Origin of the sequence: Providencia sp. PROV004 (genome assembly GCF_011045615.1) — a bacterium.
GTDB lineage: Bacteria > Pseudomonadota > Gammaproteobacteria > Enterobacterales > Enterobacteriaceae > Providencia > Providencia rettgeri.
Window position 1 is genome coordinate 2496563 of the sequence record NZ_CP042859.1, and the last position, 18727, is coordinate 2515289.

Below are 18727 nucleotides of genomic sequence, written 5' to 3' on the forward strand. Positions count from 1 at the left end.
CTTGTACTTACATTCCTACCCATGTCCACATTCATGATAACTATTTACCCTGCAACCGATAATATTCATTGACCACTTTCGCCAACTCAATCACGTCGGCTGGAATATTGAGTTTGGCGAGCGCCTCAAATGGCACCCATTCAAATGGTGCAAAAGGCGGTTGTGATGAAGGCAATAACTCACATAAATAAATCATATCAATATGCCAATGGTTACCTTTCTTTTTATCGACAATAAACTCTTTCAAGATAGCGATAGGCAACGGCAGTACTTGTGTATGGGATGAATCATGGATTTGTGATGCAAACGGGAAACCACAACTGACTACTTGGCACTCTAACCCAGTTTCCTCAAGAACTTCTCGAAAAACAGCATGCTGTGGCTCTTCATTCACTTCGATGTGGCCCCCCGGAGGTAACCAAAAACCAAGCTTTTGATGTTCGTGTAATAAAAATTCACCATGCTCATTACGGATCATTGCTGTTGCCGTAAAATGTTTAACTTCCTCGTTCATCCTATCATTGCCCTTTTTTCCATTTTACTATTTCTACGTTGTATTTTTATTTTCGAGCTTAACACCTCGCGGCCTTCCAGTCATAAGGCATTAACTCTGCTAATGTCACTTGCGTATTTTCATTGACTGCAACAATAGCTTTAATGACTGAGATGCTAACTAGATATACACGCCAGGCATGCAAACACTATACCGTCAAACGGGCAAGGAAGACACTAAACGGAAGCTAGTGAGTGGGTAACAGTGATAAAAAAATAGCCAGCGCTTGGGCCGGCTATTTCTGATAAAACTATTATGCGGTTAGTGCAAGTTTTGCTCCAAACATCAAGAATACAGCGCCAATACAACTATTAGATAATTTAGATAGCTTTTTATTATGTTTAACCATATTCGTTACGGCAACCGCGCCAAAAATCAATAGTGATAAATAAATCATGCTACAGGCTTCTAAAATGGCGCCAAGAATAAAAAATGGCACACCCGCGCTTGGGTAAGCTGGATCAATGAATTGGATAAAAAATGAAACATAAAAAATGATCATTTTAGGGTTTAGTAAACTTAAAAAAACGGCTTTTTTATAGGTACCCTTGGTTTCTAAAGTAATTGAATCAACATCACCTGTATTTTCTTTCTTATGCAATACGCTATATAAGGTTTTAATCCCTAAATAAAATAAATAAGCCGCCCCTGCGTATTTTATAACACTAAAAAAGATAGGCGATGTTTTCACTAAAGATGCAACCCCTAAAAATGATAGAAAAATGAGCATAGCATCTCCTGTAAAGACACCTAATGCTGCTTTATAACCATTTTTCACACCATATTTCGCACTGCTAGTTAAAACAAATAAAGAATTAGGGCCTGGTACCAATGTAATAAAAATAACACCGATAAGATAAGTCCATAAGTTTGTAATACCGAGATTTTCAAGCATAGGAAACCCGCTAACTCAATAAAAGTTATAACAAAAAATTCACATAATTTCTTTATATTTATTATGATACAGACTTTATTCACTCCATAAAAGATATCACTAATGAATAATGTAAATATAAAATATAATTTCAACAAATTAAAATAATCTGGTTTTATAGCAATGAAGTAACACACCTAACAAGAACAATAAACCACGCAAACCAACTTAATCAGAAGCGGACTACAAACACCTAGCAAGACAGTGATTAATACCAGCATTTGTTAATAACAAAGAATTTAACACCACAAAAACAAATGGAATAGTAATAGTGATTTGAGTGAGGTTTCACGTTATAACATAAATGTCGGTGCTATTTAAAAGTAACGTTGGATAAAAACTGTATAAAATTAAAACACCTCATTTAATAGCAAGCTAAGATTATTTTCTTTTAACATTTTATTAAAAAATATTGAGTTATTAATCATTATTATTTTAGGAATTCCATGGAAAGCGCTAACTATTTTCATCTAGAGGAACTCAGCGGCCTTGAAATGATCAAAGCCCGTTATCATCAACAAAAATTTTCTCGCCATAGTCATGAAGGGTTTTGCATTGGTGTTATCGAAGAAGGCGCACAACAATTTTTCCGTACTGGCGAAAACCACTACGCGCCTAAAGGGGATATAATTTTAGTTAATGCCGATGAAATTCACACTGGCTCATCAGCAATGGAAAATGGCTGGTCTTATCAGGCTATTTACCCTACTCCAGAACTTTTTACCCAACTCACACTCGGTTTAACAACAGAGCACCAAGGGCTGGTACCCTGGTTTCCTATTGCAGTGATACAGGATGCAGGGCTTAGCGCCCAACTCCGCTTATTGTTTAATCTATTACCTCAATCAGGTAATACCCTTTTCAAGGAAACCTTGTTGTTATCCTCTTTAAGTTGGCTAACCTTACGTTACAACCGCACTAAAATTGAATTAACAGAAATAACACCCGCAAAGCAACGCATAGAACAAATTTGTGACTTGCTCATCAACACCTGCGAACAAGAACATTCATTAAGCCAATTAGCCGAAATATCAGGTTTTAGCCAATGGCACTTTCTACGACAGTTTAAATTGCATACAGGGATTACACCACACGCATTCTTAGTACAAGCCCGCTTACACAAGGCAAAAAAACTGTTATTAGCAGGAAATACGCCTGCAGAAGTCTCAAACCAATGCGGTTTTTCCGACCAAAGTCATTTCACTCGACATTTTAAACAGGCCCTTGGAGTTACCCCTGGGAATTTTATTCGGCATCGGATCGGTGAAAAGAGCAATTTTATTCTATCTACTAATATTTAATATCTTTAAAATCAATCAAATTATAAAAGTGTTCATAATTACAACAAGGTTAGTTTAAATGGCATCACAACAAAGTAACCAATGGCAAAAAGCGATGATGACAGGAGCTGTTCATACCGCTCCTCTTAATCTTGCTGTTATTCCATGGGGGGTATTAGCAGGTTCAATGGCGGTCGAAACAGGTCTCGATTTCTGGCAAAGTGTGGCGATGTCTGCAATGGTATTTGCAGGCGCAGCACAGTTAGTCACCCTTGGATTGCTAAATTCAGGTGCGGGCTATATCACGATTGTTATCTCTGTTTTTTTTATCACTTCTCAGCACTTACTTTATGGGCTGACATTACGCCCTCAAGTTAAAGACTTTACAACGCCCCAGCGCCTTAGTATCGGCTTTTTATTAACAGATGAATTATTTGCGATTAGCGCAGCTAAACGCCAAAGTTTAAGTTTTCCCTATCTCTTTGGTGCTGGGTTTAGTTTTTATATCGTTTGGTTAATCGCCAGCCTTTGTGGGATTGCGATGGCCAATATTGTGGGCGATTTGAGCCGCTTACATCTCGATTTTTCTGTGGTTGCAACTTTGCTTGCAATCGTCGTTCCACTAACAAGAAAAATAAGTACGCTTTGTGGTGTTATTTTTTCACTCGTTGTCGCCATCGTACTTTCAATGTACTCCTTTAGTAGTGCTATTGTTATCGCTGGTGTGGGTGGGATGTTTGTATCGGTGGCCGTTTCACGTTTATTGAAGGAGGAAAAATGATTTGGCTTTTAATTATTACCTTAACAGCAGTTGTTTTTACTCTACGTTATATTTTCCTAATACCACAGTTACCAATACGTCTGCCCCTCGTGGTTCGTCAAGCACTAGGGTACTCAGCGCCTTGCTTGCTAACCGCAATTTGTGCCCCTGTTATCCTATTAGAAAACCATGATCTACGCTCCTTCCCAGATAATCCTTATTTATGGGGGGCGTTATTCTGTGTCATTGTTGCCTCAGTATTGAAAAATATGCTGTTAACTGTCGGTCTTACTTTAGTATTTTTCTATTCCCTTATTTATTTTATCGGTTAACTTAATATTCAAGATAAAGCATCGTTCAACGCTTTGCTTTATCTTGGTTAATCCCTCATAATATGCCCCTCTCAAAATACATTCCTTTTCAATTTCACCCTGTCATTGATTGTCATAGTGAATACTTTATTGGCCTTACTTACTCAATAAATAGCCAATTAACTTTTATAGATAATGGATAATACAATACCATGCTTAATAATTATGTTTTACGTAGTGTTCGCTATATGTTGGATCTAAGCGATGCCCAAATGGTTAAAATCGTAAAACTCGCAGATTTGGCTGTTACAAAAGAAGAAATGGTGACTTGGTTAAAAAAAGATAATGAGCCTGAATATGTTGAGTGCAATGACAATGTAATGGGGCATTTTCTGAATGGTTTAATCTATCACCGCCGTGGTAAAGATGAAAATCATCCCGCACCTGACGTTGATAGCCGCCTTAATAACAATATTATGCTCAAAAAATTACGCGTAGCTTTTGAATTAAAAGATACAGATATGATTGAAATCTATCAGCTTGTTGATTTTCGTGTATCCAAACCTGAGCTTAACGCTGTTTTTCGTAAACCAGGACATAAAAACTATCGCGAATGTGGGGACCAATTATTGCGTTACTTCCTAAAAGGCCTGACAATTCGTCTACGTGGTGATAAATAACTATTTCCTCTGTTTGTTTTTTGTTCATTAATTTTGCATTTTTCTGACATTTGTCTATAATGAAAATGACAAATGTCAGGAGGTTCAAATGAGAAACTATATCCCCACAACCCCACTTCAACCGACTGCTTCATCTTTTAAACCACTATGGCGCCATGTAGGGTTACCTGCCGAACGTGGTATTGAATTGACCCACTTCTTACGCCAAGGGCTGTCTGTCTCTGTTTTAGACAATATCCAAGAATGGTCAGGGATGAGTAAAACTGAATTATTACGGATATCCGGCATTAATGAACGCAATATTGCTCGTCGCAAAAATGCAGGCCAACCCCTCAATGCTGATGAAAGCGAACGAATTGCTCGTCTAGTACGCGTATTCGATGCGGCAGTGCGTTTATTTAATGGAGATAAACATGCAGCAGGTGATTGGCTTAATCACCCCGTTAAAGGGTTAGGCCATTTACGCCCTATTGAGCTTATTGCGACAGAAAGTGGAGCCATTGAGGTAATTGATTTGATTGGCCGCATTGAGCATGGTGTGTTTTCATGATTTTGTATCGATTGGTTAAATCCAGTTTTATTCACGATGCATGGTCTGGTCAAGGAGCCATGCTCTACGGTGGGCGTTGGAATCATAAAGGAACTCCCGCTGTTTATACTTCAACCAGTATTTCATTAGCCACCCTTGAAATACTCGTTCACATCAATCAAGACTTACTATTAAACCAGTTCAGTTTGCTATCCATCGATATCAATGACAGGTACGTGATGAAATTATCGTTAGACCACCTTCCAACAGATTGGCAGCAAGACCCAGCGCCAACTTCTACCATGGATATTGGTACTACATGGCTAAATAACCAAGATAGCTTAGTATTATTAATTCCCTCTTGTATTATTCCCTACGAATACAATGCAATTATTAACCCGTTGCACCCGCAATTTCAAAAAGCCATACATACCGTTAAACCGCTGGATTTTAGTGTTGACCCACGCTTAGCATAGTTAAATATTTGCTAACAAATACTGTAAAAAAGTGTCTATCTTCGGTGATAATGCACTACGGCTCGCATAAACCGCGCGCAGCTCTATTGGGGCTGGTGATACTCCATCGAATTCTATTTGCACTAATTTATTCTGTGTAATCTGTTCGGCACACGCTTCTAATGCCAGAATGGCATAACCAACGCCGTTCATTGCGGCAGCGTGAGCTAGAATGCCACTATTTACTCGATAATTACTGTTAATTATCACTTTTTGCTGTAAACCCTCTGAATCAATAAATATCCATGGTTGCCCCTGCAATGCACTCAAGCTTGAAATACACGGCATATTAGCTAAGTCCTTAAATAAACATGGTTTTCCTACTTGTTCAATTAATTGGGGAGCGGCAACTACAACACTTTGCCATGATTTGATTAAACGTGAGTGATAGCTACTGTCCTCAAGGTGACCGCGATGAAATGTGAGTAATAAATCAATATCATCACTAATAACATCTTGAGGCATTAATTGTGTATCACAGTGAATATTTAATTGTGGGTGTAATAATGCAAACTTCGCTAATAAATCCGCGAATAATAGACTACCAAATTCACTGGGGATAGTTAGCCGTAACGTTCCAGTAAGTTGTTGTGGATGACAAATTTGCACCACAATCTGCTCTAATTCACTAACTAACCTTTGGCTTTGCTCAAATAAAATATTTCCTGTTTCAGTTAGCCGCATTTGCCGGGTTGTACGTTCAATTAACTGGCTGTTAAGTTGTTGTTCCAACTGTTTAATATAACGGCTCACATTCGATGTTGGCATTGAAAGTAATTTTGCCGCATTGACAAAATTTCCTTGTGTCGCAACGGCAATAAATACTTTCAATAAATTCAGGTCAACAGCCATTTCTAATCCCTACAGTTCACTCTCTATTAATCTGAACTAATAGCATTAGCAGTATCCAAAATCCATTATTTTTTGATACCGCTCTGCCAGCAATACTTCCATGTCTAATTGAATTAACTCATTTAAATCAGTGAGTAATTGTTGTTTTAATTGTTCTGCAGCTAACTGATAGTCACGGTGAGCTCCACCCAAAGGCTCTGAAATAATGGTATCGATAATGCCTAGTTCTTTTAACCGTGGAGCAGTCATTCCCATCACTTCTGCTGCAATTTGTGCCTTTTGAGAGTCTTTCCATAAAATAGAAGCACAACCTTCCGGAGATATCGCTGCATAAGTACTGTATTCCAACATATTAATACGATCCCCCACACCAATGCCTAACGCACCACCAGAACAACCTTCACCTGTAATGACACAAATAATGGGCGTTTTTAAGAGCGACATTTCCATAATATTACGAGCAATGGCTTCTGCTTGTCCGCGCTCTTCAGCGCCAACGCCAGGATAAGCTCCCGCAGAATCAATAAATACCAATACAGGTAAGTGGAAACGTTCCGCCATTTTCATCAAACGGAGTGCTTTGCGGTAGCCTTCTGACGACGGCATACCAAAATTACGCATAACTTTCTCTTTTGTTGTACGCCCTTTTTGTTGCCCCAGCACCATAACCGGCCTACCATCCAAACGAGCAAGCCCCCCCACCAGCGCCTTATCATCAGCAAAAGCACGGTCACCGGCTAATTCTTGAAATTCAGTAAATATTAATGAAATATAATCAAGAGGATAAGGCCTTAATGGATGCCTAGCTAATTGAACAATTTCCCATGCCCCAAGAGATGCAAATATCGTTTTCGTCAGCGAATGACTCTTTTTTTTCAAGAGCTGGATTTCTTCATCTAATTTAATTTCTGAAGGGTGCCCTTTCTGTTTGAAGGCAATAAGCGCCTCAATTTTATCATTAAGTTCAACAATGGGTTTCTCAAATGCAAGAAAATGGTTAGTCATATCGTTCCTAAAATGGTAACTGCAATCTTAGGAGTGTAACCAGAGAATCAATCCCATTCCATGCCTGAAAATAGGATTGATTATTACCAAAAGTGGGATAGTTATTTAGCGTTGATTTTTCTTCAATTGATTTAATTTTAAACTATTTTCCATGATTTTTTGAAAATTAGGGCATAAAAAGTGATTTTTTTCAGGGCAATTCGCAATGTGTAAAATACCTTTTTTTAATGCAGATAACCCCTGTATGGTTTGCTCAATCTCCTCGGCTTTTTCGAGTAAGCTCGCACGTTCAATATTAGGGCCATCCTTATGATTGAGCATGGTAGCAATTTCGTCGAGTGAAAATTTAGCTTCCTGCCCTAATGCAATTAAAGATAAGCGGGTCATAACATCTTTCCCATGATAAACCCGTTTTAACCCCTTGCGGCCTATCGGTTTAATCAAACCTCTTTCTTCATAATAACGTAAGGTTGATGCCGCTAAACCTGATAATTGGCTAACTTGAGAAATATCTAGTTCATCATGCATGAGATAATAACCCGCTCTAACATTCACAACTCAAGCTAATTGTTGCCGTAATAGTACCGTGATCGTGCCATTCATAAATATCTCACGGTCAACTACGTAACCCAATTTTTCAGCCACGCGTAAAGATGCTAAATTCCTCGGCTCAATAAAACAAATAGATTGCCGAAACTTATTTTCTTTTATTAGCCAAGACAATGCAGCCTGCATCGCTTCTGTTGCATAACCTTTTCCTTGATATTCAGGTGCAATGACCCAGCCCGCTTCCGGAATGCCTTTAACTTGCGGCTCGACCATACGATGAAAATCTGCAAACCCCAAATCACCAATATATTGGCCACTCACCTTTTCGCGGACAGCCCAATAACCAAAACCTAATAATGGCCATAAGCCACCATAAGCTAACATTCTCATCCATGACTCGCGCTCGCTAGATGGCATACCGCCAATGTAGCGAACCATCGACTCGGTCGCCCATAACTTCGCAAGTGCAGGAAAATCACTCACTTGGTGTTTATTTAATATTAATCTGTCTGTCTCAAGCTCAGGTATTACAGCCATTGATTGCATCTCCTTGCTATCTAAATGGGGGTTCATCAAACGTTCTTAATTTCCTTGAATGTAATTTATCCCCTTCTTGCCTCAATAAATCAATAGCACGAATACCTATTTGTAAGTGTTCAGAAATTGCACCTTCATAGAAACTGTTTGCTTGGCCCGGTAATTTAATCTCACCATGCAAAGGTTTATCCGAAACACATAAAAGCGTACCGTAGGGAACCCTGAAACGATAACCTTGTGCTGCGATTGTGGCACTTTCCATATCCACTGCAACAGCGCGACTTAAACTAAAGCGGCGAGCCGTTGCAAAAAAGCGTAATTCCCAGTTTCTATCATCTGTTGTAACAACGGTTCCTGTTCGTAGCCGTTGCTTTACCAACTCCCCAGGCATATTACTAACTTGTTTCGTTGCGTCATACAGCGCGCGTTGGACTTCTGCAATACTTGGAATAGGAATATCTGGCGGTAATACATCATCAAGAATATGGTCATCACGCAAATAAGCATGTGCCAAAACATAATCACCAATTTTTTGGCTTTCTCTTAATCCACCACAATGGCCTATCATCAACCAAGCATGTGGTCGTAAAACCGCTAAATGGTCGCAAATATTCTTTGCATTTGAAGGCCCAACACCGATATTCACTATAGTAATCCCTGCACCATCCCTAGCGATTAGATGATATGCAGGCATTTGAAATTTTTTCCATGTTAAATCAGAAGTGGCAATTTGCGGGTCTGCATTTTCAGCGGTTAAATAATTATGCCCTACACAAGATAATGCAATATAACGACTTTCAGGATCTCGTACCTGTTCACATGCCCAATTCACGAACTCATCAACATAACGGTTATAATTGGTGAACAAAATATACGGTTGAACATGCTCAGGTGGGGTTCCGGTATAATGTTTCAAACGTGCTAATGAAAAATCCACACGTAATGCATCAAAATGGGACAGTGGCATTTCATCCGTAGCAGAATACAAGCCATCGGTAATATCATCACTAATGTGAGATAAATCGGTTATAGGAAAATATGCAGCTAAATTACTGCTCATACTCCTATCCAACACTAAGTCTGACCCATCAATGACAAAAGGATAAGGAATTTCAATTTTTGAAGGGCGAACAGCAAAAGTAACATCATAATCCTGTTGCAAAATAGACAGCTGTTCAACTAAATAGGCACGGAATAAATCTGGCTGCGTCACCGTAATGGTGTAATCGCCTCGTTTAACAAAGCGAGCATAAGCACGTGTTTTTTCACAATGATCGATTTTTCCTTCCCATGTTACACATAGCTCGGGGTAAGCGAATAACCCATTTTCCCTTTCTGTAATATCTGGTATGCGGCCTTCTTTTACATAAATAGCGATAGCGTCCCTTAATGAATCTATCGCATTGCTATATAACAACGAAAGTTTATCCAAAACATCTTCAATAGATAAGTTTTCATATTTCTGGCATTTTTCCAAAGACACACACAACTCCTTATCATCAGATAAAATCATCTCCGATAACATAGAGTATCAGTGTGATAGTTGCAAAATATATCGAGACTAATGTGCTTATCCCACAATTAATATATTCACAATTAATGTACTACAAAGGATAAAACAATGGGTAATGTGAACACAGCAACCACGGTTTGTAAGGTTATTATACCTGCCATTAACTGGCTATCTCCATTTAACTGGCGCGTTAAAATATAAGCGGTTGGTGCAGTGGGAATAGCAAAAAATAGCACTAATAGGGTTGTTTCAAGATTTGGCAACGAAAATAAACTCGCTACTGTTACCGCTAAAATAGGCATAAGAAGTAAGCGTAACAGTGTCGATGTCATGATGGGTTTAAATTCACTTCTCAACGTTGAGGTTTGTAATGCGGCCCCAATACAGATTAGGCCTAGTGGTAAACTAGCGGCTGCGAGTAATTTTAAAAATTGATCAGATCCAAACGGTAACCCCACAGGCGATATATTTAATAACACTCCCACAACACAAGAAATAATTAATGGATTTTTTATGATCGGCAATAAAATTTGCTTAACGGAGACTTTTTGCCCAGAAGATAATGAAAGTACAGCTATGACATTACAGCTTGGCACTAAAACAGCCATAATGACTGCAGCAATAGCAATTCCTTCTTTACCAAATAAATCTGCAACAATGGCCAGCCCTAAATAAGTATTAAAACGCGTAATTCCTTGGATATGAGCCCCAAATCGTGGGATAGGAATTTTGAATAAATATTTGCAACCAAGAACTAACGCAGAACTAATCGCTAAAACACATAGAATGGCGCTCGCTAAATAGGGTAATTTAGGGTTATCCAATGGTGCTATTGCTAAACTGTTGATTAATAATGCAGGGAATAAAATGTAATAGTTTAACTTTTCAGCACTCGGCCAAAAATCAGTGCCAACTATTGTCGAACGGCGTAATACAAACCCCATTGCAATTAGAGAAAATAATGGCCATAAAACTAATAAAATCTTATCCATGAGAACGTAATCTGTTTTATTTGAGTATTAGCTAAGTATATTAATTAGTCTATCGTTAAGTTTTTGTGATGGATAGGTAAAAAAAGCTCTATTTCAATATTTGGCCTTTTCTCTAATTTATTGTTCCATCAACCAAGATTTAATCGATTATTTCTCGTTTATATTTAAATAAATATTTTTCCACACAAAAACTGAACCCTAAAATTATCTCACTTAGGCATATAAAAATCATTTGCTTACCACAACAATATTATGTATTTTTATTCACTATAAATGCATAATTAAAGAGGTTGGTATGTTTAAAAAATTAGTTTTTGCTGGCTGTATGTCATTGGCAGCCTTCGCCGGGAATGTTTACGCAAAAGAAAGCTATACGGTTGGTGCTGGTGGGACTTACCGTCCATTCGAATATGAAAATAGCCAAAAACAACTCGAAGGCTTTGATATTGATATAATTAAAGCCATCGCGGAAGCAGAAGGTTTTGACGTTAAACTTGTCAATACTCCTTGGGAAGGGATTTTTGCGACTTTATCGTCAGGTGATAGGGATATTTTAATTTCGGGGATTACAATTACCGATAAACGCAAAAATATGGTTGATTTTTCTAATCCCTATTTCCCTGCTGAGCAAGCGATCGTTATCAGCGAAACATCTGATGTAAAAGATTTAAATAGCTTAAAAGAGCTGAATGTAGGTGTCGTCAACTCCAGCACAGGTGACATTGTTGTTTCTGATGTAATCGGAAAAAACAGTACATCAATTAAACGTTTCGACAATACACCGCTTTTATTACAAGAGCTATTTGAAGATGGTATTGATGCAGCTGTTGGTGATGTTGGTGTGATTAAATATTACATAAAAACGCACCCAGAGAAAAAATTTAAACTGATCTACGATAACCACTTCGAAAAACAATATTTTGGTATTGCTGTCGCAAAAGGAAATAGCGAATTACAGCAAAAAATAAATAATGGCTTAGAAAAAATTATTGCAGACGGTACTTACAATAAAATTTATCAAAAATGGTTTGATGAAAACGTTCCTCAATTACCAAAACAATAATTAAATCTAACTTAAGGCCATCCTTAGATGGCTTTTTCATGTTATAAATCAGGGTGAAAATTAAGATGTCTGCGTTTCGTTGGGAAATAATTGAAGAATATGCTCCATTATTTGCTGAAGGCGCAATGATGACGATAAAAGCAACCATCATTTGCGTTATTTTAGGCTCATTATGGGGGTTAACTCTCGGCTTAGGAAGAACTGCCAAAGCTGAGCAAGGAATTTGGAAACCGATTTTACATTATTTTGTGCAGTGGCCTGTTCGCTTCTATGTCAGTGCTTTTCGTGGTACTCCGCTATTTGTTCAAATAATGGTTGTTCACTTTGCCTTAGTTCCACTATTTATTAACCCGCGTGATGGCCTATTTGTTACCTCAGGGATAATGTCTATTGATACGGCTAAAATGCTCCGCTCCGATTACGGTGCATTTTTATCTTGTGTCATTGCAATCACTTTAAACTCAGGGGCTTATGTTTCTGAAATTTTTCGTGCGGGCATTCAATCTATTGACAAAGGGCAGATAGAAGCCTCGCGTGCGCTTGGTATGAGTTGGGCAAAAACAATGCGTAAAGTGATCCTTCCACAAGCTTTTCGTCGTATCCTTCCCCCGCTTGGAAATAATGCCATCGCGATTGTTAAGGATTCCTCCCTTGCTTCCGCAATTGGCTTAGCTGATCTCGCCTATGCAGCGAGAACGGTATCCGGTGCTTATGCAACTTATTGGGAACCCTACTTAACGATATCTGTGATTTATTGGATGCTGACATTTATACTTGCTCAGCTGGTGCAATATATGGAAAGAAGGTTGGGCAGAAGTGATTTACGTTAATAATTTACAAAAGAAATTTGGCGATGCTCATGTACTTAGAGGTATTTCTTGCGAAGTTAAACCTCAAGAAGTGATTTGTGTCATAGGCCCTTCTGGCTCAGGCAAAAGTACCTTCTTACGGTGTTTAAACGCACTAGAACGCCCAGATGGCGGTGAAATACAAGTTAACGGTTTTAACGTTCATGACCCTAAAACCGATTTAAATAAAATGAGAGAAAATGTGGGGATGGTGTTTCAGCGTTTTAACTTATTCCCCCATATGACCGTGTTAGAAAATTTAATGATGGCACCAACCTTAGTAAAAGGAATAAAAAAGGAACTGGCACTTAAACAAGCTGAACAGCTCCTAACCAAAGTAGGGCTGTTAGATAAAATTGATGCATGGCCTGCCAGTTTATCCGGTGGGCAGCAGCAACGTGTTGCTATTGCCCGGGCCTTAGCAATGCAACCGTCCATTTTGTTATTTGATGAACCGACGTCTGCGCTTGACCCTGAATTAGTTGGGGAGGTACTTTCTGTGATGAAAACCCTAGCGAATGAAGGTATGACGATGGTTATCGTCACCCATGAAATGGGATTTGCACGTGAAGTTGCTGACCGCGTTATGTTTATTGACCAAGGCATAATTCAAGAAGAAGGCACACCAGAACAACTCTTTACTGCACCTAAAAACCCACGAACTGCGGAGTTTTTAAGTAAAGTACTTTAATTTTATTACCTGCTTAGTAGGCTAAGCAGGTTTTTCTGATATCCAAATCTTTTTATTATCGATAAGCTAAGAATATTATTCCTTAATAAAACTTAAGTTATGGATATCAAAAGCCTCTGTAAACAATACCGCTCAGGGAAAAAATTTAAATATGTTTTCTTCTGGGGTCATCAAACCAAGCAAAACCAAATTACAAAAAGCTGTTTCAGCCAGTGGTACCCTTCCCCATTTATTGTCGATAATCACCATTTTGCTAGCGCAGAGCATTTTATGATGGCAGAAAAAGCACGCTTATTTGGTGATTTAGAAACATTGGATAAAATTATTCATGCACCAAATCCTGGTGCAGCTAAAGCATTTGGCCGTGAGGTTCGTGGGTTTAAACAAGATATATGGGATGAAAACCGTTTTACCATTGTTGTTGCGGCGAATATGGCCAAATTTTCTCAAAATAAAGAAATTAAGCAGTTTTTACTTGCCACAAACGAACGTGTTCTGGTTGAAGCTAGCCCCGTTGATAAAATTTGGGGAATAGGCCTTGCCGAAGATGCTGAAAATATTGAAAACCCATTAACATGGAAAGGGTTAAATCTGCTCGGTTTTGCATTAATGGATGTTAGAAGTCAGTTAGCCAATCTAACTGCCTAATTTTTGCTTATTTTCTGATAAAAACAAAAAACCCGTTGTGACTAAACAACGGGCCTATCGATAGGTTACTGAATATAGGATATGCTACTGCGTTTTATTACAAAGGCATTCTATATTCAATTACCCCTGGCTTTTCTGCTACCCAATTATACAATTTTTGACCTCGTAAATTGGTTTCCTGTGTATGCCAATATAAGCGGCCACATTGCTTTTCTTGTGCTTGTGCATGTACAAATTCAATTAATTGTTTTCCTACATGCCGCCCGCGCATTTCTGGTGTCACATATAAATCTTCTAGGTAACAAAAATCATTTTCTGCCCATGTTGAACGGTGAAATAAATAATTCACAAAACCAACAACTTTTCCACCTTCAAGCGCAACCGCACAATACATCGGTTCATTTTCATCAAAAAAGCGCTCCCATGCTTTTAGGGTAATTTCTTCGCTTAAATCTACTCGATAAAATTTTTGATATTCCAGCCAGTACACTAACCATGCAGGATAATGTTCTGGAGCAACAAATTCTACGGTAACTGATAATGTTGTTTTACTCATAATAACCCTTCCATTTGTAGACATATTACATAATGGAGTTATAGTACATAGCAATCTGGCCCTGTATAAGAGACACTTTTGTTATTTATTTAGGAACCACTTTATGCGACGCCAACAACATGCGCAGTTCCCATTACTTTTACTTGAAGATGGACACATTAAGGAAAATGTTTATCACACAATACGTAACGCTATCTTAGATGGACGTATTGCTGCCGGTGTTAAACTACCCTCATCGAGAGCATTAGCAGAAATGATGTCAATCTCGCGAAATTCAGTTATTGCTGGGTTTGAACGATTAATTGATGAAGGGTATCTTTACTCTAAAAAAGGCTCAGGAACTTATGTGTCACCCCATATTCCTGATGAATTAGTTGGCACTATAAGTAGTACTAAACAGCGTGACCAATCTGGATACCCTGCATTAAATCTGAACCCTAGAGTTTCTACTTTAACAAATTTATGGAAAAACTCACGGCCGAATACCGATAAGAACTCAATGTTTAATATTGGTATTGGCTGTGTTGACCAATTTCCACATGAATTATGGGGTAGATTATTAGGCCGAGTTTGGCGTAAATCTAAACATACAATTACGCATTTTAATCACCCTGATGGGTATACCCCGCTTAAAAATTTATTAGTCGATTACGTTCGTTCTACTCGCGGAGTTCATTGTAAACAGCAACAAATTATTATTGTCAATGGAACACAGCAAGCTATTAACTTAGCTGCAAAAGTCTTATTACAACAAGGGGATAAAGTATGGTTAGATGACCCTGGCTATGATAGTGCGAGAGCTATTTTAACCGCAGCAGGTGCTGAGATTGCCGCTATTCCATCTGACAGAGAAGGAATGGATATTGTATACGGTGCAAAACATCATGAAACAGCAAAATTAATTTACACCACGCCTTCTCACCAGTTTCCTCTCGGCACCACTCTCAGCTTACCGAGACGTTTAGCATTATTGGATTGGGCACAACAAAATAATGCATGGGTTTTTGAAGATGACTATAACAGTGAATTTCGTTTTCTATCAAAACCTATTCAAGCCTTACAAGGCTTAGATAATCATCAACGTGTTATTTATGCAGGGACATTCTCTAAAATGATGTATCCCGGTTTTCGTTTAGGTTTTTTAATTGTGCCAGAAATTCTGAGTGAGGCATTCACCATGATGAAATATTATAGTGATAGCCACTGTAGTTATTTAGAGCAGGCAGCTTTAGCGCAATTTATCCAAGAAGGCCACTATGCACGCCACGTCAGAAAAATACGAAAGATATGTTACGACCGACAAAATACGTTTATCAATGCCATCAACCATTATCTCCCGCATATATTTGATGTACAAATGACAGACTCAGGCATTCATACCGTTTGTTGGGTTAAAGATGGTTATGATATTAACCTGATCCTTAACCAATGCCGTCTGTTAGGCTTTGGTGCACAACCGCTATCGCGTTACTGCATTCAGAGTGCTCACCAAAATGCGATTCTATTTGGCTACGCTGCTCATGGTGAAAACGAGATAATTAGCAACGTAAAACTACTTAGCGAACAATTGAGTAAAATATACCCTAGTTAAACAAAAATGATTTTCAGCTTTTATCCGATAGCTAGAAATTTTTCTAATCTTTATAACTGTACCTTAATAGCATTGTTTATATTGAGGTACTTTTATGACAAAAATAAATTATCCACATGAGTACGAAGTTGGCGATGTTGTCTTTACCAGTATTGGGAGCGAATTATTTCGCCAAATAGCCTCAGCATCTTTATGTTGGAGTAACCATGTTGGCATGATTGTCGGCCATAATGGCGAAGACTATTTGATTGCAGAAAGTCGTGTTCCGCTTTCAACAACCACAACCTTATCTCGCTTTATTTCCCGTTCATCTGGTAATCGTTACAGTGTACGTCGATTTGCTCATACACTAACCCATGAACAAAAATCAGCATTAGTCGCTGAAGTTCCTGCTCGCTTAAACAAATTTTACCACACCGGGTTTAATTACAATTCACCTAGGCAGTTTTGCTCTAAGTTTGTTTTTGATATTTACCAATCTGCGTTATCAATCCAAATTGGCGAAATTGAAACCTTTGAAGAATTATTAACTAAAAATCCGAGTGCAAAATTAAATTTCTGGAAACTTTGGTTTATTGGTCATATCCCATGGAAACGCACTACAGTGACGCCCGCAAGCCTATGGAATCACCCTGAACTATCACTCGTATATCGTAGTCATGAGGATATTCATTAATAACCAATATGGATTTAAATACGTAAAAAGCACTCGATAGAGTGCCTTTAAATACAACAGCCTGAGTCTGCAATGATACTTATTTTTTCTTATTCATCATTGATTTTAAATCAGCAAATGGGTTATAGGTTGCTGCTTCAACATCATTTTGCGCATCTTCCCCTGCAACAACATTAGTGCCATACATCTCAGCCTCTGTGTACTTCGAATGCTCATGATCATGGCAAAATAGGCATAATAGTTCCCAATTGCTGCCATCTTCGGGGTTATTAGTATGATCATGGTCGATATGGTGAACGGTTAATTCACGCAAATTTGAATACACAAACTCGCGGGTACAGCGCCCACAAACCCATGGATAAATCTTAAGTGCTTTTTCACGATAGCCACTTTCCAATCGCGCATAGTTTTTAGGGATCAAAGCCATTGCCAATATTCCTATTGAAGATCGTAATTTTGAAATAATACGCCTAATATACCTCAAGTCAGAACAAAAAAAGAAACTCAATGCAACAAAAAACCCAGATATCATGAAGTCCCAATTTTATAGGGCACCTCATCAATTCTGGGTCCTTTTATCCGTTAATTTATACTTAGATTACTTATTCAACAATTCTCTGCGGATAATCTCAGCACCCACACTTAATGCATTGAGTTTACCGGTTGCGACACGACGAGATAACGGCGCCATCCCACAGTTTGTTGATGGATAAAGTTTATCTGCATCCACAAATTGCAGTGCTTTACGTAGCGTATTGGCGACTTCTTCTGGTGTTTCGATAATATTACTGGCTACATCAATCGCCCCCACCATCACTTTTTTACCGCGAATAAGCTCAATCAAATCCATTGGAACATGGGAGTTATGGCATTCCAAAGAGATAATATCGATATTCGAGGTTTGTAGTTTTGGGAAAGCCTCTTCATATTGTCGCCACTCAGAGCCCAACGTCTTCTTCCAATCAGTATTAGCTTTGATGCCGTATCCATAACAGATATGAACCGCAGTTTCGCATTTCAGCCCTTCAATGGCTCTTTCTAACGCGGCTACGCCCCAATCATTCACTTCATCAAAGAATACATTAAAAGCTGGCTCGTCAAACTGAATGATATCAACGCCCGCCGCTTCAAGCTCTTTTGCCTCTTGGTTCAAAATCTTAGCAAATTCCCACGCCAATTTTTCACGACTTTTGTAATGATTATCATACAGGGTATCAATCATCGTCATTGGTCCAGGAAGCGCCCATTTTATCGGCTGGTTCGTTAGCTTACGTAAAAATTTAGCATCTTCGACAAAAACAGGCTTTTGACGTTCAACCGCGCCAACCACCGTTGGCACACTTGCATCATAACGATCGCGAATTTTAACCACTTCACGCTTTGCAAAATCAACACCGCTGAGATGCTCAATAAATGTCGTCACAAAGTGCTGACGTGTTTGCTCACCGTCACTAACAATATCAATTCCAGCACGCAGTTGATCTTCAAGGGATAAGCGCAGTGCGTCTTGTTTTCCCTCAATGAGCTCTTCATTTTGCAACTTCCAAGGAGACCAAAGCGTCTCAGGTTCAGCAAGCCAAGAAGGTTTTGGTAAGCTACCCGCGGTAGATGTTGGTAATAATGTTTTCATAATAATTGACCTTA

23 protein-coding genes are annotated in these 18727 nt (G+C 38.6%); 12 read left to right on the forward strand and 11 right to left on the reverse strand.

The window, feature by feature from the left end:
• Positions 1-40: 40 nt before the first annotated feature.
• Entirely contained in the window at positions 41-514 is a 474-nt protein-coding gene (locus FVA69_RS11105; protein WP_109912202.1) for an NUDIX hydrolase, read from the reverse strand.
• A 292-nt stretch (positions 515-806) separates the two neighbouring features.
• Entirely contained in the window at positions 807-1448 is a 642-nt protein-coding gene (gene leuE, locus FVA69_RS11110) for a leucine efflux protein LeuE (protein WP_164528843.1), read from the reverse strand.
• A gap of 485 nt (positions 1449-1933) precedes the next feature.
• On the opposite strand from leuE, the gene FVA69_RS11115 reads away from it, so the two are divergent.
• From FVA69_RS11115 to FVA69_RS11140, 6 genes are all read left to right on the forward strand, one after another.
• Positions 1934-2788 (forward strand): helix-turn-helix transcriptional regulator, encoded by an 855-nt coding sequence (locus FVA69_RS11115; RefSeq protein WP_164528844.1) that lies wholly within the window; start codon positions 1934-1936, stop codon positions 2786-2788.
• A 58-nt stretch (positions 2789-2846) separates the two neighbouring features.
• A complete protein-coding gene (locus FVA69_RS11120; RefSeq protein ID WP_123381951.1) occupies positions 2847-3548 on the forward strand; it encodes an AzlC family ABC transporter permease in 702 nt (233 codons plus the stop codon).
• Complete coding sequence (locus tag FVA69_RS11125; RefSeq protein WP_004910828.1) at positions 3545-3859, forward strand: AzlD domain-containing protein; 315 nt, start codon at positions 3545-3547, stop codon at positions 3857-3859. The genes FVA69_RS11120 and FVA69_RS11125 overlap by 4 nt, the downstream gene beginning before the upstream one ends.
• 191 nt (positions 3860-4050) lie before the next feature.
• Positions 4051-4518: a DUF1456 family protein gene (locus FVA69_RS11130; protein ID WP_109912201.1), complete on the forward strand. Its 468-nt coding sequence runs from the start codon at positions 4051-4053 to the stop codon at positions 4516-4518.
• 88 nt (positions 4519-4606) lie between these two features.
• Complete coding sequence (gene parS, locus FVA69_RS11135) at positions 4607-5068, forward strand: type II RES/Xre toxin-antitoxin system antitoxin (RefSeq protein ID WP_004910826.1); 462 nt, start codon at positions 4607-4609, stop codon at positions 5066-5068.
• Positions 5065-5523 carry an RES family NAD+ phosphorylase gene (locus FVA69_RS11140; RefSeq protein WP_004910825.1) on the forward strand — a complete coding sequence of 153 codons (459 nt, stop codon included), beginning with the start codon at positions 5065-5067 and terminating at the stop codon, positions 5521-5523. The genes parS and FVA69_RS11140 overlap by 4 nt, the downstream gene beginning before the upstream one ends.
• On the opposite strand, the gene FVA69_RS11145 is transcribed toward FVA69_RS11140, so the two are convergent.
• From FVA69_RS11145 to FVA69_RS11170, 6 genes are all read right to left on the reverse strand, one after another.
• Positions 5524-6414 carry a LysR family transcriptional regulator gene (locus FVA69_RS11145; protein ID WP_117161936.1) on the reverse strand — a complete coding sequence of 297 codons (891 nt, stop codon included), beginning with the start codon at positions 6412-6414 and terminating at the stop codon, positions 5524-5526.
• Positions 6415-6459: 45 nt separating this feature from the next.
• Positions 6460-7419 carry an acetyl-CoA carboxylase carboxyl transferase subunit alpha gene (gene accA / locus FVA69_RS11150; protein WP_164528845.1) on the reverse strand — a complete coding sequence of 320 codons (960 nt, stop codon included), beginning with the start codon at positions 7417-7419 and terminating at the stop codon, positions 6460-6462.
• Positions 7420-7524: 105 nt separating this feature from the next.
• Positions 7525-7947, reverse strand: a complete 423-nt coding sequence (locus FVA69_RS11155; protein ID WP_004910820.1) for a helix-turn-helix domain-containing protein — start codon at positions 7945-7947, stop codon at positions 7525-7527.
• Positions 7948-7977: 30 nt separating this feature from the next.
• Positions 7978-8541: a GNAT family N-acetyltransferase gene (locus FVA69_RS11160; RefSeq protein ID WP_080641505.1), complete on the reverse strand. Its 564-nt coding sequence runs from the start codon at positions 8539-8541 to the stop codon at positions 7978-7980.
• Complete coding sequence (locus tag FVA69_RS11165; protein ID WP_375372754.1) at positions 8522-9982, reverse strand: AMP nucleosidase; 1461 nt, start codon at positions 9980-9982, stop codon at positions 8522-8524. The genes FVA69_RS11160 and FVA69_RS11165 overlap by 20 nt, the downstream gene beginning before the upstream one ends.
• 119 nt (positions 9983-10101) lie before the next feature.
• Positions 10102-11010: an AEC family transporter gene (locus FVA69_RS11170; protein ID WP_117161938.1), complete on the reverse strand. Its 909-nt coding sequence runs from the start codon at positions 11008-11010 to the stop codon at positions 10102-10104.
• A gap of 295 nt (positions 11011-11305) precedes the next feature.
• Between FVA69_RS11170 and FVA69_RS11175 the strand changes: the two genes are divergently transcribed.
• The 4 genes from FVA69_RS11175 (at position 11306) to FVA69_RS11190 (ending at position 14260) form a co-directional block, all read left to right on the forward strand.
• A complete protein-coding gene (locus FVA69_RS11175; protein WP_109912195.1) occupies positions 11306-12073 on the forward strand; it encodes a basic amino acid ABC transporter substrate-binding protein in 768 nt (255 codons plus the stop codon).
• Between the two features lie 65 nt (positions 12074-12138).
• Positions 12139-12903, forward strand: a complete 765-nt coding sequence (locus tag FVA69_RS11180) for an amino acid ABC transporter permease (protein WP_164528846.1) — start codon at positions 12139-12141, stop codon at positions 12901-12903.
• Positions 12890-13612, forward strand: a complete 723-nt coding sequence (locus FVA69_RS11185; RefSeq protein WP_109912194.1) for an amino acid ABC transporter ATP-binding protein — start codon at positions 12890-12892, stop codon at positions 13610-13612. The genes FVA69_RS11180 and FVA69_RS11185 overlap by 14 nt, the downstream gene beginning before the upstream one ends.
• A 99-nt stretch (positions 13613-13711) precedes the next feature.
• A complete protein-coding gene (locus FVA69_RS11190) occupies positions 13712-14260 on the forward strand; it encodes an NADAR family protein (RefSeq protein WP_164528847.1) in 549 nt (182 codons plus the stop codon).
• A 97-nt stretch (positions 14261-14357) separates the two neighbouring features.
• Here the strand turns inward: FVA69_RS11190 and FVA69_RS11195 are convergent, their stop codons facing one another.
• The gene (locus tag FVA69_RS11195; RefSeq protein ID WP_184957443.1) at positions 14358-14816 is read right to left on the reverse strand and encodes a GNAT family N-acetyltransferase; all 459 of its coding nucleotides are present in this window, start codon (positions 14814-14816) and stop codon (positions 14358-14360) included.
• A gap of 103 nt (positions 14817-14919) precedes the next feature.
• On the opposite strand from FVA69_RS11195, the gene FVA69_RS11200 reads away from it, so the two are divergent.
• Both FVA69_RS11200 and FVA69_RS11205 read left to right on the forward strand, forming a co-directional pair.
• Entirely contained in the window at positions 14920-16407 is a 1488-nt protein-coding gene (locus FVA69_RS11200; protein WP_110731923.1) for a PLP-dependent aminotransferase family protein, read from the forward strand.
• Between the two features lie 94 nt (positions 16408-16501).
• Positions 16502-17083, forward strand: a complete 582-nt coding sequence (locus tag FVA69_RS11205; protein WP_123381956.1) for a YebB family permuted papain-like enzyme — start codon at positions 16502-16504, stop codon at positions 17081-17083.
• Between the two features lie 79 nt (positions 17084-17162).
• Here the strand turns inward: FVA69_RS11205 and yajD are convergent, their stop codons facing one another.
• Both yajD and FVA69_RS11215 read right to left on the reverse strand, forming a co-directional pair.
• A complete protein-coding gene (gene yajD, locus FVA69_RS11210) occupies positions 17163-17510 on the reverse strand; it encodes an HNH nuclease YajD (RefSeq protein WP_004910806.1) in 348 nt (115 codons plus the stop codon).
• A gap of 171 nt (positions 17511-17681) precedes the next feature.
• The gene (locus FVA69_RS11215) at positions 17682-18713 is read right to left on the reverse strand and encodes a methionine synthase (protein ID WP_164528848.1); all 1032 of its coding nucleotides are present in this window, start codon (positions 18711-18713) and stop codon (positions 17682-17684) included.
• Positions 18714-18727: the final 14 nt, after the last annotated feature.

What these genes read in the sequence shown, in the direction of transcription:
- FVA69_RS11115 (WP_164528844.1), top strand. Translation starts at nt 1,934, where the DNA reads ATGGAAAGCGCTAACTATTTTCATCTAGAGGAACTCAGCGGCCTTGAA.
- FVA69_RS11170 (WP_117161938.1), bottom strand. Translation starts at nt 11,010, where the DNA reads ATGGATAAGATTTTATTAGTTTTATGGCCATTATTTTCTCTAATTGCA.
- FVA69_RS11205 (WP_123381956.1), top strand. Translation starts at nt 16,502, where the DNA reads ATGACAAAAATAAATTATCCACATGAGTACGAAGTTGGCGATGTTGTC.
- FVA69_RS11125 (WP_004910828.1), top strand. Translation starts at nt 3,545, where the DNA reads ATGATTTGGCTTTTAATTATTACCTTAACAGCAGTTGTTTTTACTCTA.
- parS (WP_004910826.1), top strand. Translation starts at nt 4,607, where the DNA reads ATGAGAAACTATATCCCCACAACCCCACTTCAACCGACTGCTTCATCT.
- yajD (WP_004910806.1), bottom strand. Translation starts at nt 17,510, where the DNA reads ATGGCTTTGATCCCTAAAAACTATGCGCGATTGGAAAGTGGCTATCGT.
- FVA69_RS11215 (WP_164528848.1), bottom strand. Translation starts at nt 18,713, where the DNA reads ATGAAAACATTATTACCAACATCTACCGCGGGTAGCTTACCAAAACCT.
- FVA69_RS11155 (WP_004910820.1), bottom strand. Translation starts at nt 7,947, where the DNA reads ATGCATGATGAACTAGATATTTCTCAAGTTAGCCAATTATCAGGTTTA.
- FVA69_RS11145 (WP_117161936.1), bottom strand. Translation starts at nt 6,414, where the DNA reads ATGGCTGTTGACCTGAATTTATTGAAAGTATTTATTGCCGTTGCGACA.
- accA (WP_164528845.1), bottom strand. Translation starts at nt 7,419, where the DNA reads ATGACTAACCATTTTCTTGCATTTGAGAAACCCATTGTTGAACTTAAT.
- FVA69_RS11180 (WP_164528846.1), top strand. Translation starts at nt 12,139, where the DNA reads ATGTCTGCGTTTCGTTGGGAAATAATTGAAGAATATGCTCCATTATTT.
- FVA69_RS11200 (WP_110731923.1), top strand. Translation starts at nt 14,920, where the DNA reads ATGCGACGCCAACAACATGCGCAGTTCCCATTACTTTTACTTGAAGAT.
- FVA69_RS11175 (WP_109912195.1), top strand. Translation starts at nt 11,306, where the DNA reads ATGTTTAAAAAATTAGTTTTTGCTGGCTGTATGTCATTGGCAGCCTTC.
- FVA69_RS11105 (WP_109912202.1), bottom strand. Translation starts at nt 514, where the DNA reads ATGAACGAGGAAGTTAAACATTTTACGGCAACAGCAATGATCCGTAAT.
- leuE (WP_164528843.1), bottom strand. Translation starts at nt 1,448, where the DNA reads ATGCTTGAAAATCTCGGTATTACAAACTTATGGACTTATCTTATCGGT.
- FVA69_RS11140 (WP_004910825.1), top strand. Translation starts at nt 5,065, where the DNA reads ATGATTTTGTATCGATTGGTTAAATCCAGTTTTATTCACGATGCATGG.
- FVA69_RS11130 (WP_109912201.1), top strand. Translation starts at nt 4,051, where the DNA reads ATGCTTAATAATTATGTTTTACGTAGTGTTCGCTATATGTTGGATCTA.
- FVA69_RS11195 (WP_184957443.1), bottom strand. Translation starts at nt 14,816, where the DNA reads ATGAGTAAAACAACATTATCAGTTACCGTAGAATTTGTTGCTCCAGAA.
- FVA69_RS11160 (WP_080641505.1), bottom strand. Translation starts at nt 8,541, where the DNA reads ATGAACCCCCATTTAGATAGCAAGGAGATGCAATCAATGGCTGTAATA.
- FVA69_RS11120 (WP_123381951.1), top strand. Translation starts at nt 2,847, where the DNA reads ATGGCATCACAACAAAGTAACCAATGGCAAAAAGCGATGATGACAGGA.
- FVA69_RS11190 (WP_164528847.1), top strand. Translation starts at nt 13,712, where the DNA reads ATGGATATCAAAAGCCTCTGTAAACAATACCGCTCAGGGAAAAAATTT.